At 65.9% G+C, this 11,807-nt stretch carries 9 protein-coding genes; 6 read left to right on the plus strand and 3 right to left on the minus strand.

Going from position 1 to position 11,807, the window contains the following annotated elements; translation table 11 throughout:
- Positions 1-46: 46 nt before the first annotated feature.
- The 3 genes from CO669_RS13945 to CO669_RS13955 form a co-directional block, all read right to left on the minus strand.
- Positions 47-1,114 (minus strand): VHL beta domain-containing protein, encoded by a 1,068-nt coding sequence (locus tag CO669_RS13945; protein WP_097660370.1) that lies wholly within the window; start codon positions 1,112-1,114, stop codon positions 47-49.
- 140 nt (positions 1,115-1,254) lie between these two features.
- Entirely contained in the window at positions 1,255-3,105 is a 1,851-nt protein-coding gene (locus CO669_RS13950) for an ATP-binding protein (protein WP_097660371.1), read from the minus strand.
- Between the two features lie 131 nt (positions 3,106-3,236).
- The gene (locus CO669_RS13955; protein ID WP_097660372.1) at positions 3,237-3,869 is read right to left on the minus strand and encodes a cupin domain-containing protein; all 633 of its coding nucleotides are present in this window, start codon (positions 3,867-3,869) and stop codon (positions 3,237-3,239) included.
- Positions 3,870-4,087: 218 nt separating this feature from the next.
- Between CO669_RS13955 and CO669_RS13960 the strand changes: the two genes are divergently transcribed.
- Genes CO669_RS13960 through CO669_RS13985 form a run of 6 tightly spaced genes read left to right on the plus strand, consistent with a single transcriptional unit; the run spans position 4,088 to position 11,791 of the window.
- Positions 4,088-5,776 carry a peptide ABC transporter substrate-binding protein gene (locus tag CO669_RS13960; protein WP_097660373.1) on the plus strand — a complete coding sequence of 563 codons (1,689 nt, stop codon included), beginning with the start codon at positions 4,088-4,090 and terminating at the stop codon, positions 5,774-5,776.
- 27 nt (positions 5,777-5,803) lie between these two features.
- Positions 5,804-6,754 carry an ABC transporter permease gene (locus CO669_RS13965; protein WP_097660374.1) on the plus strand — a complete coding sequence of 317 codons (951 nt, stop codon included), beginning with the start codon at positions 5,804-5,806 and terminating at the stop codon, positions 6,752-6,754.
- 3 nt (positions 6,755-6,757) lie between these two features.
- Positions 6,758-7,633 (plus strand): ABC transporter permease, encoded by an 876-nt coding sequence (locus tag CO669_RS13970; protein WP_097660375.1) that lies wholly within the window; start codon positions 6,758-6,760, stop codon positions 7,631-7,633.
- A 38-nt stretch (positions 7,634-7,671) separates the two neighbouring features.
- The gene (locus CO669_RS13975) at positions 7,672-9,000 is read left to right on the plus strand and encodes an NAD(P)/FAD-dependent oxidoreductase (RefSeq protein ID WP_097660376.1); all 1,329 of its coding nucleotides are present in this window, start codon (positions 7,672-7,674) and stop codon (positions 8,998-9,000) included.
- A gap of 7 nt (positions 9,001-9,007) precedes the next feature.
- Positions 9,008-9,934 carry a 2-hydroxyacid dehydrogenase gene (locus CO669_RS13980; RefSeq protein WP_097660377.1) on the plus strand — a complete coding sequence of 309 codons (927 nt, stop codon included), beginning with the start codon at positions 9,008-9,010 and terminating at the stop codon, positions 9,932-9,934.
- 9 nt (positions 9,935-9,943) lie between these two features.
- On the plus strand, positions 9,944-11,791 hold the full coding sequence (locus CO669_RS13985) for an ABC transporter ATP-binding protein (protein ID WP_097660378.1): 1,848 nt from the start codon (positions 9,944-9,946) through the stop codon (positions 11,789-11,791).
- The last annotated feature ends 16 nt before the right edge of the window (positions 11,792-11,807 follow it).

The following is an 11,807-nucleotide window of genomic DNA, read 5'->3' on the forward strand; positions in this document are numbered from 1 at the left end:
CCGTGGCCATTGAAGCTCCGGGAGCGGCCGCGGACGTCCTTCGTCCCTAATTCTTGATCAGAAAATCAACACTTGGCTGTTGCGTGATGAGCGCGGCCTTGCATGCGCCTCCGCTGTCGGTAATCACCCAGGGATGGTTGATGAAGGTGGGCTGCACGTAGTGCTGTCCAGGCTGCAGGGCCTGGTAGAAGACCCGCTGGCCGGCATAGTTTATCCAGTAGACGTTGCGAAGCGCATCGGCGCTGTTGGTGAAGGTGACCTGCGCGGTGCCGCTTCCTGGCAGCGATGTAAGCGTCTTTTCGTCGCCACAGCTCCGCGCACCTTGATCTGTGGTGGTGGGCGGCGCGTAAGCTGCGAGGGGCACCTTCGTGATGTCCGCGTCGACAATGGACGCTTTTCGGTCTGCGCCCAGGGACCACAAGAGATCCCCCGTGGCGGTGGCTCTGCCCAGCAACCTCACGTTCACGACGAACGATGGCGGGCCCTTGCCATCAGGCCACAGCTCCAACTCCCGATTGAGACTATCGCCTGCCGTGATCGATAGCTTCGCAGTGTCGTCGGGGACCGGCAGCACGGCGAACTGAGATGGACTGAAAAATCCGAGTGACGTTCTCTGGCCGTTCGTTCCAATCGCAACGATCGCCAGTGAGTTGTTGTTGTCGGGGCGGCTTTGCCCGGCGTAGGACGTCGACAGCACGATGGATTTGTGTCCGGCCGGAGAATTCGTCGAAGCACTCGGTTGCGGTGTTTGCGCAAGGGCGAATGTCACGAGTCCGGGCCACCAGGAACTTCGCTCGGGCGGTCGCAGTTCGATCACCTTCGGCGGGATCTGCTGCGGGACCTTGTTGGCGCCTGCCGACGCCCCGTTGAGGATATTGGTTATCAGTGCAGGTGCCGATATGCCGATCACCACGGCCTTCGCGAGATCACTTTCCTTGTTGAAGGCGAAGCCTAGAACGGCGCCTATCAGGAAGAACAATGCGATTCCATAAAGAATATGCCAGTGCGGAAGCGGTTGCTCTGGTTGCGCTGCAAATGACGCAGCCAGCTGCGCCGTGGTCGGAAGCAATCCTCCGAAGCCCGCCAGCACCACAGAGTTGATGTTTGCCGACATTGGGTCACCTCATAATTGAGCAACCAATGATAGCAATTTGGCCAGATGGGTCCAGTTCGTGGAACGGAAATGCGGGCGCCGCCATTGGGAAAGCAGGCCTTACGCAATGCTCTTCTTGATGGTCTGCACTGGGCCGAGCGCTAACGTTTGTCCTTTTCCGCCGCCTGCTTGCGCAGGAAAGCCTCGACATCGGCCTGCACCGAGTAGGGCGTCGGGATCGCGTCGCCTGCGGAATCGACGGCGGTGTCGAGGCAGCGGCGCAGCATCCTCGCGAGCTCGGCCTTGCGGTAGGGCTTTCGCAACAGTGGTGCGCCCATCGTGGCGCGTCCCTGCGCATGCAGCGAGTCGTAGGCGTAGCCCGAGGTGAACAGGACCCGCAGGGAAGGGCGCGCCGCCACCATCTGCTCGGCGAGCTCGCGCCCGTTCATGCCGCCGGCCATCACGATGTCGGTGAACAGCAGGTCGAACGGCTTGCCTTCGGCCGCGACCGCGAGGGCCTCGGTCGCATTGGCAGCCGGAATGACCGTGTAGCCGAGGCCTTCGAGCTGGACCGTGACATACTGGCGGACGTCGTGGTCGTCTTCGACGCAGAGCACGGTCTCCTTGCCCCCGATGATCTTGCGGTCGTCATAGCCGGTCGGCCGCAGCGCGCTTGCCTCCGCCTTCGGCAAATAGATCGTGAAGACCGTGCCACGGCCTTCCTCGGAGGCGACCTTGATGCCGCCGCCGGACTGCTTGACGAAGCCGAACACCATGCTGAGCCCGAGACCGGTGCCCTTGCCGACCTCCTTGGTGGAGAAGAACGGATCGAAGATGCGCTCCAGAATGGCCTGTGGAATGCCCGAACCGGTGTCGGCGATCTCGATCTCGACATAGTCCCCGGCATAGCCGGCGCCGACTGCAATGGCCTCGCGCACGCCGAACACGACGTTGCGCGTCGTCAGCGTCAGCCGGCCGCCGTCCAGCATGGCGTCGCGGCCGTTGATCGCAAGGTTGAGCAGCGCCGAGCTCAGCTGGCCGCGGTCGGCAAAGGCGAGCCAGACGTTGCGGTCGAGCCGGGTCGCGATCTCGATCTTCTTGTCGAAGGTGGCGAGCAGCAGCTTTGCCAGCTCTTCGAGCAGCTCGTTGACGTCGATATCGGCCGGCTGCAGCGCCTGCTTGCGGGCAAAGGACAACAGGCTCGACGTCAGCGCGGCGCCGCGGTCGGCGGCTTCGCTGATCAGCTTGGTGATGGTCGCCAGCGGCGGGTTGTCCTTGACGGCATCGGCGAGGATCTCGATCGTGCCCGTGATGACCGTGAGCATGTTGTTGAATTCGTGCGCGATGCCGCCGGTGAGCTGCCCGACCGCCTCCATCTTCTGCGACTGCACCAGCTGCTCCTCGGCGGCGCGCTTCTGGGTGATGTCCCTGACGAAGGTGTTGATGATGGCGCGCCCGCCCAGCCGCAGCACCGTGCTGGAGGCCTCGGCCAGGATCCGGTCGCCGTTCCGGTGGATCAAAGTGAGCTCGAAGCGCATGCCCGACGGTGCGTTCGATAGTTCAGGGACCAGCCGCGTCATGCGCTGCCTGAAGGCGGCACGCAGCGGTTCGGCGACGATGAGGTCGACGACGTCGGCGCCGAGCGCCTCCTGGCGCGTCCATCCGGTCAGGGCCTCGGCCTGAAAGCTCCATTCCAGCACGGTGCCGTTGTCGTCGATCTGGATGAAGGCATCGAGCGCGGTCCTGATGACGGCTTGCGTCATCTGCGCAGCGTCGCTGCGGGCCCGCGCCAGTTCGGCCGATTGCGCGAGGTCGTGTTTCCCCTCCGATCTCTCGATCGCGCCGCTGCAGAGGCGCGCGAGCAGAACGGCAACGACGGCGCTTGCGATGAGGGCCGAGACCTGGGCCATGCCGAACCCCGGTCCGGACACGGCAGAGGAGGCGAGGAGGGCCGCCGCGGTCACGACGACCTGTGCGGCCATCGCGCGTGTCAGAAGCCCCCTGAGTTTCATGGTCTCACACCAACGACGTCCGTTACGGACCCCCACGTCCGCCCGCCACATTACTCCGGTCCCACGTGAGCTACAGATTCAATGCGGCGTCGTCGAGGGGCAATTTCCGGTGGTACCGGGCGGCGGGCGCCTCAACCTGCGGACGAATCGGTCTGCTGCAGCGTCGTCACCCAGATCACGCGCGCCGCCTGCTGGGTCGGGTTGTCGAACATGTGCGGCACGACGCTCGGAAAACGGAAACTGTCGCCGGCTTCCAGCACATGGGCCTGATTGTCGAGCCACAGCCGCAGGCTGCCGGAGAGGATGTAGCCGGCCTTCTCGCCCGTGTGCTGCAGGAAGTCGGTGCCGGAGGAGGCGCCGGGATTGAGCGTGAGCTCGTAGAGCTCGAGCTGGCCCTTGCCTTGCGGCGTGAGGGCTTCCTTGACGACGCCGCTGGCGGTGAGGCGCAGCAGCCGGCGACTGCCCTTGCGCACGATGTAGCGCTGCACGTCGGCGGGATCGCTGGTCTCGAAGAAATAGGAGATGGGCACCTCGAGCGCGATGCTGAGCAGGCGCAGCGTGCGGATCGACGGCATGGCGCGCGCGCGTTCGAGCTGACTGATCATGCCGGTGGACAGGCCGGTCTTGGTGGCCACGTCCTGGATCGAGAGGCCGGCACGCTGACGCAGCAGCCGCACGGTCTCGCCGAGGCGCTGATCGACCGCATCGTCCGCCTCGACGGTCGGGGCGTCCTTGGTACTGTTCGTATCGCCGCGACCATCCATGTCGCTCTCCCATGCATCATCTCGCCCCGAACCGGATCGGCCTGGGACTTCAATCAGAGTGAAAAGGTCCCGCATACTAGCAATGCGATTGACAGCTGTATTTAGTCATGATGAAATTTTGATCGAAAAATTTAGAAGCACTAAAGCCCACTCCTGTCCCTTTGCCGGGGTCTCGGGGGCGCGGGAGACGGTGCCGCGTGCGGGAACGGAGACTGGTCATGGCAGACAGCACCGGCAAGTTCGGCGTTGGCGGATTGCATTTCGGCATTCCAAATCGCCGGCAGTTCTTCCAGCTTGGCGCGGGCGCCGCAGCGGGATGGACGCTTTCAGGCAACGCCTTTGCGCAGACCGAACGCCCGACCAATCCTCCGGACAAGCCGCGCGGGCAGGTGATCGCGGCGCTGTCGCAGGAGCCGACTGTCTTTCATCCGCTGATGCCCGGCATCGAGGTCGACCAGGGCGTCTGGTGGCAGCTGTTCTCGCCGCTCTGGTTCATCGAGCCCGACGGCAAGTTCGTCCCCGACCTCGCGCGGGAGGTGCCGACGATCGAGAACGGAGGCCTGTCGGCCGACGGCCTGACCTGGAAGATCAAGCTGCGCAATGACGTGAAGTGGCACGACGGCACGGCCTTCACGGCCGAGGACGTCAAGTTTTCGCTCGAGCTGATCAACAATCCCGATTTCCGCGTCCGCAACCGCGTCGGCCATAGCCTCGTCAAGGACATCAAGGTCGTCGCGCCCGACGAGATCCATTGGCGCATGGAAGCGCCCTATTCGCCCTACATGTCGATCCTGTCGCTCACCTTCATCGTGCCCAAGCACATCCTGGAGAAGGTGTCCGATCCGAATGCCTCGCCGTTCCACAACGCGCCCGTCGGCACCGGTCCGTTCCGCTGGGCCGAGCGTGTGCCGGGCGACCACATCCAGTTGAATGCCCATGCCGGCTATCACGGCAAGGGACCTTACGTCGAACGCGTGGTGTTCAAATACATTCCCGATCTCACCGTGCTCTACACCCAGTTCCGCACCGGCCAGGTCGACTACACCGGCCTGCAGGGCATCCTGCCGAACTTCGTGCAGGAGGCGAAGACGCTGAAGGGCCGCAAGATCTTCGTCTCGGCGACGTCGTCGGTGGAGCACATCGCGCCCAATCTGGAATTCGGTCCCTTCGCCGACCGCAGCGTGCGCGAGGCGCTCTATCTCGCCATCAACAAGCAGGCGATCATCGATGCGCTGAATTACGGCCTGCCGACGCAGACCGAGAGCTTCGTGCCGCAGCAGGCCTGGTCGTTCCAGCAGGGCCTGCCGCAGCACAAATACGATCCCGCCAAGGCCAATGCGCTGCTCGACGCGGCCGGATGGACGCGCGGTTCCGGCGGTGTGCGCGAGAAGGGCGGGGTGAAGCTCGAATTCACCAATTCGACGACATCGGGCAACGCGGTGCGCGAGCAGACGCAGCAGCTCCTGATCCAGGACTGGCGCGCGATCGGCGCTGCGATGCGCGTCAACAACATGCCGGCGGCCGTGATCTGGGGCGACTTCTGGCAGCAGTCGAAATTCAATTCCGTGCTGGTGTCCGTCAACTTCATGCTCGGCAGCGACCCCGATGTGACGCCGCGCTTCGGCTCCGGCGCCATCCCAGCCAAGGGTGGCCGCGGCTTCAACACCTATCAGTACAAGAGCGCGGAGGCGGATCGCCTGCTCGCCGATGGCGCCCGGCAGTTCGAGATCGCCCAGCGCAAGACGACCTATGGCGAGCTGCAGAAGCTGATCCGCAACGACCTTGCGATCCTGCCGCTGTTCCAGGGCTTCATCGCCGAGGGCGTGAAGGAGGGATTGCAGGGCTTCCGTCCCAACATCAACACCTCCATCAATTGCTGGAATATCCGCGAATGGTACTGGGCCTGATGGATCGGTTGCACAGGGCAGCCTGAGATGGCCCGTTACGTCGTCAACCGCCTTGCGCAGGCGATCATGCTGCTGGTGATCGTCTCCGCGATCGGCTTCGCCATCCTGCACCTGGCGCCGGGCGGTCCGCTGTCGCAATTCGCGGCCTCCGCGCAGATGACCCAGGAGGATCTCGACCGCGTCACGAAACAGCTCGGGCTCGATCGGCCGCTGCCGATCCAGTATCTCGACTGGTTCGGCCGCATGGTGCGGGGCGATTGGGGCAAGTCCTATCGCGACGGCGAGGCAGTGCTGTCGGTGGTCTCCTCGCATCTCGGCGCCACGCTGGAGCTGATGGCGACGGCGACGATCATCGCGGTTCTGCTCGGCTGCTGGATCGGCATCCTTGGCGCGCTGCGGCGCTATTCGCTGTTCGACACGCTCGCCACGGTCGGCGCTATGATCGCATTGTCGATCCCGACCTTCTGGTTCGGCCTCGTCACCATCTACGTGTTCTCGGTCAAGCTCGGCTGGCTGCCGGCGGGCAACCGGCAGACCGTCGGCGACGGCTCCTTCCTCGACCTGCTGCACCATCTGATCGCGCCCGCGATGGTGCTGGCGCTGGTGGAGACCGCGATGTGGGGCCGCTTCATGCGCTCCTCGATGCTGGAGGTGATCAACCAGGACTACATCCGCACCGCGCGCGCCAAGGGCATGCCGGAATGGCGCATCCTCACCGTGCATGCGCTGCGCAACGCGCTGCTGCCGATGATCACGGTGGCGGGCCTGCAGTTTCCGACGCTGCTCGGCGGCGCGCTGGTGGCCGAGACCGTGTTCACCTGGCCCGGCATGGGGCGGCTGTTCCTCGATTCCATCGGCTATCGCGATTATCCCGTGGTGATGGGCATCCTGATGTTTTCGGCGACGATGGTGCTGATCGGCTCGCTGCTCGCCGACATCCTCTATGCCGTCGTCGATCCGCGCATCCGGGTGGGCTAGGCGATGACGGCTGCAACCCTCACTTCCGCACAGCTCGCGCCCGGTCAGGCCGCATGGCGGCGCTTCCGTCGGCATCGGCTGGCGCTTGCCGGTGCCGTCATCATTGTGGTGCTCGTGCTCGGCTCGGCATTCGGTCCTTATCTGCTGCCGTTCGACGACACCTATATCGACATCATGAAGCGGTTCGCGCCGCCGCTGTCCGGCGCGCATATCCTCGGCACCGACGAGCTCGGCCGCGACGTGCTGGCGCGGCTGATGATGGGCGGCCGCGTCTCGCTCACGATCGGCATCGTCGCGATGGTGATCGCCATGGCCGTCGGCATCGTCGTCGGCGCCTTTGCCGGCTTCTATGGCGGCGTGGTCGGCGCGGTGCTGATGCGGCTCGTCGACGCCGTGCTGTGCTTTCCGACCATCTTCCTGCTCCTTGCGCTGGCGGCGCTCACCGAGCCGGGTCTCGTCACCACCACCGTGCTGATCGCGGCGACCGCCTGGATGTGGGTGGCCCGCGTCGTCGAGGCCCAGGTTCGCTCGCTGCGGGAACGTGAGTTTGCGGTCGCCGCGCTCGCATTCGGCTCGTCGAATCTGCGGATCATGTTCCGCGAGCTCGTGCCCAACGCGATCGCGCCGATCGTGGTGGCGGCGACGCTGAACGTCGCCAAGGCGATCCTGCTGGAATCCTATCTCAGCTATCTCGGCTATGGCGTCCAGCCGCCGGCCGCGAGCCTGGGCAACATGCTCAACAACGCGCAGATCTATCTCACCAGCGCGCCGTGGCTCGCGATTGCGCCGGGCCTCGCCATCACGCTGGCCGTGACCAGCTTCAACTTCCTCGGCGACGGCCTGCGCGACGCGCTCGATCCGCGCATGAACATCCCATGATACGTAAGCCCCGATCGAACTGACTTCCAGGAGTGCCCATGTCCCCGCCGCTCAACCGTATCAATAGCGACGATCGCCTGCCGGCGCAGGTGGACGTCGTCGTCATCGGCGGCGGCGTCATCGGCGTCTCCGCGGCCTATCATCTGGCGAAGAAGGGCCACTCCGTCGCGCTGGTCGAGAAGGGCCATGTCGGCGGCGAGCAGTCGAGCCGCAATTGGGGCTGGTGCCGCCAGCAGGGCCGCGCGCGCGAGGAGATCCCGTTGGCGCGCGAGGCGCTGCTTCTGTGGGAGGACATGCAGAACGATGCCGGCGTCGATGCCGGCTTCCGCCGCACCGGCGTCTTGTTCCTGACCAAGAGCAAGGACGAACTGGCGAGCTGGGAGCGGTGGGCTGCCGTCGCGCGCGAGATGCAGGTCCACTCCACCGTCCTGACGCCGGCCGAGGTCGCCGAGCGCATGCCGGGGAATACCGACAGCTGGGTCGGCGGCCTGCACACGCCGAGTGACGGCCGCGCCGAGCCGTCGATGGCCGTGCCCGCGCTGGCGACGGCCGCGCGAAAACATGGCGTCACCATTCATCAGGGCTGCGCGGCGCGCGGGCTGGAGACGACCGGCGGTCGGGTCAGCGCCGTCGTCACCGAGAAGGGCACCATCCGCACGCAATCCGTGCTGCTGTCCGGCGGTGCGTGGTCGTCGCTGTTCTGCCGGCGCCACGGCATCGAGCTGCCGATCGGTCTCGTCAACGCCACCGCATGCCGGACCACGCCGGCGCCGGAGATCACCTCGGGCGCGCTCGGCACCGATCTCTATTGCATTCGCCGTCGCCTCGACGGCGGTTTCACGCTGGCGCTGCGCAACCGCGGCACGGTCGAGCTGTCGCCCGATTTGTTCCGCTACGCGCGCACGTTCTGGCCAACCTATCTGCATCGCAAGAACGGGCTGAAGCTGTCGTTCGGCAAGTCGTTCTTCGACCAGATCATGCGCGGCACCAGCTGGAGTTTTGACAAGCCGTCGCCGTTCGAGACCGAGCGCGTGCGCGATCCCGAGCCCGACATGTCGCTGGTCAATGCCGCGCTGGCGTCGCTGATCAAGGCGAACCCGGAGCTGAAGGACGTCGCGATCGCGGAAGCCTGGGGCGGCACCATCGACTGCACGCCGGACACCATTCCGGTGATCTCGCCGGTCGATGCGCTGCCGGGCTTCTTCCTTGCCACCGGCTTCTCCGGCCACGGCTTTGGCATCGGCCCTGCCGCCGGCAAGCTCGCCGCCGACCTCGTGACGGGCGCGACGCCGCTGGTCGATCCCGCCGCCTACAGCCACAGGCGCATGATCGACGGCCGCCGGCTGGCGCCCGTCAGCCCGTTCTGAGGACCGCATGACGGTTCTCTACAGGGCCAACATGGTGCGCGGCGCCGAGTGGGCGACATTCTTCGCCGAGCGCGCGCCGGATGTGCCGTTCCGGCTCTGGCCTGATATCGGCGATCCCGCCGCTATCCGCTATCTCGTCGCCTGGGTGCCGCCTGACGATATCGCGACGACGTTCCCCAATCTCGAGCTGGTGTTCTCGGTCGGAGCGGGCGTCGATCAGTTTGATGCCAAAAAACTTCCGGCGCACATTCCGCTGGTCCGCATGCTGGAGCCCGGCATTGCCGAGACCATGGTCGAATACGTCACCATGGCCGTGTTGGCCTTGCATCGCGACCTCCTCGATTTCATCAGCCAGCAGAAGGAGCAGGTCTGGCGCGAGATCCGGATTACGCCGGCCAGGCGCCGGCGCGTCGGAATCATGGGGCTTGGCCAGCTCGGGCAGGCCGTGCTCGAGCGCCTCAAGGCGTTCGGCTTTCCGCTATCGGGCTGGAACCGCTCGCCGCGCGAGATCGAGGGCGTCACCTGTTATGCTGGCGCTGAGGCGCTGCCAGAATTTCTCGCGCAGAGCGACATCCTCATCTGCCTGCTGCCGCTGACCGACGAGACGCGCGGCATCCTCAATGCCGACCTGTTCGCGCGCCTGCCGCGCGGTGCGTCCCTTGTGAACGTCGGGCGCGGTCCGCACCTCATCGAGGCCGACCTTCTCGCCGCCCTCGACAGCGGCGCGCTGTCGGGTGCGGTGCTCGACGTCACCGACCCCGAGCCGCTGCCTTCAGGCCATCCGTTCTGGAGCCACCCCCGCATCCTGCTGACGCCGCACAATGCGGCCATGACGGCGCCGGATACGGCGGTCGATTTCGTACTCGACGTCATCGGCCGCCATCGCCGCGGAGAGGAACTGCCGGGGCGTGTCGATCGAACGCGCGGCTATTAGGACATTCGCATGAGCATCGGCGCAAGCGCACCAGCCCCAGCCTCCGCCCCAGCACAGGCGCCGGTGCTGTCGGTCGCGGGCCTCACCACCTCCTTCATGCTGGAGCGGCGATGGATTCCCGTCGTCCGCAACGTCTCCTTCGACGTCGGGCCGCGAGAGACGGTGGCGATCGTCGGCGAGTCCGGTTCAGGCAAGAGCGTCACCGCGCTGTCGATCATGCGGCTCATTCCGAAGGAGATCGGCCGCGTCGAGGGCCGCGTCATGCTGGCCGGCCGCGATCTGCTGGCGCTGCCGGAAGCGAGCATGACGGACATTCGCGGCAACGACGTCGCCATGATCTTCCAGGAGCCGATGACGAGCCTCAACCCGGTGCTCACCATCGGCTTCCAGATCGCGGAAGCGCTGGTCCAGCATCGCGGCCTGTCGCGCGCCGCGGCGGAGGCCGAGACCATCCGCCTGCTCGATCGCGTCCGCATCCCCGCGGCGAAGTCCCGTTTCAACGAGCATCCGCATCGCTTCTCCGGCGGCATGCGCCAGCGCGTGATGATCGCGATGGCGCTGGCCTGCAAGCCAAAGCTCCTGATCGCGGACGAGCCGACCACCGCGCTCGACGTCACCATCCAGGCCCAGATCCTGGAACTGCTGAAGGAGCTCCAGCGGGAGGAGGGGATGTCGATCCTCTTCATCACGCACGACATGGGCGTGGTCGCCGAGATCGCCGATCGCACCGTGGTGATGTATGGCGGCCAGGCGGTGGAGACGGATGCCACCGCGCGCATCTTCGAGGCGCCCTCGCATCCCTACACGCGCGCGCTGCTTGCGGCCGTGCCGCGCCTCGGCTCGATGGATGGCCGCGCGCGGCCGATGCGCTTTCCCATCGTGGACAAGGTCACAGGCACCTCCGACGAGCCGGCCGAGACGCCCGACACGGTCTCGACCGCCGAGCGCCCGCTGCTGGAAGTCGCGAACCTCACCACGCGCTTTCCGATCCGCTCGGGCCTGTTCGGCAAGGTCTCGGGCCGCGTCCATGCGGTCGAGAACGTCTCCTTCACCTTGCGCGCCGGCGAGACGCTGGCGCTGGTCGGCGAATCCGGTTGCGGCAAGTCGACCACGGGCCGCTCGATCCTCAAGCTGACGGAGCCGGATGCTGGCACGGTCCTGATCGACGGTCAGGATGTGCTGGCCATGAACGGCCGCACCTTGCGCGACTTCCGCAAGCGGATGCAGATCATCTTCCAGGATCCGTTCGCGAGCCTCAATCCGCGCATGTCGGTGGGAACGGCGATCGCGGCGCCGCTGCTCGCCAACGGGCTCGCGACGGCGTCGCAGGCGCGCGACAAGGTTGCCGACCTGCTCGTGCGCGTCGGTCTTTCCGCCGACATGGCCGCACGCTTTCCGCACGAATTTTCCGGCGGCCAGCGCCAGCGCATCTGCATCGCGCGTGCGCTCGCGCTCGGGCCGAAGCTGATCGTCGCGGACGAGGCGGTCTCGGCGCTCGACGTCTCGGTCAAGGCGCAGGTCGTCAATCTGATGCTCGACCTGCAGGCCAGCATGGGCCTTGCCTATCTCTTCATTTCCCACGACATCGCGGTGGTCGAGCGCATGAGCCACCGCGTCGCGGTGATGTATCTCGGCGAGATCGTCGAGATCGGCCCGCGCGCCGATGTGTTCGGCAATCCGCAGCATCCCTATACCAGGAAGCTGATGGCCGCCGTGCCGGTGCCAGATCCGTCACGCCGCGGCACCAGGCGCGAGGTCTCGAACGACGAGATTAGAAGCCCGGTGCGTGCGCCGGATTACCATCCGCCGGTGCGGCAGTATCGCGAAGTCTCGCCCGGCCACGTCGTGCAGGTCTAGGGCGAGGAGTGGTCGG

It is taken from the genome of Bradyrhizobium sp. Y36, assembly GCF_002531575.1.
Taxonomy (GTDB): Bacteria; Pseudomonadota; Alphaproteobacteria; order Rhizobiales; family Xanthobacteraceae; genus Bradyrhizobium.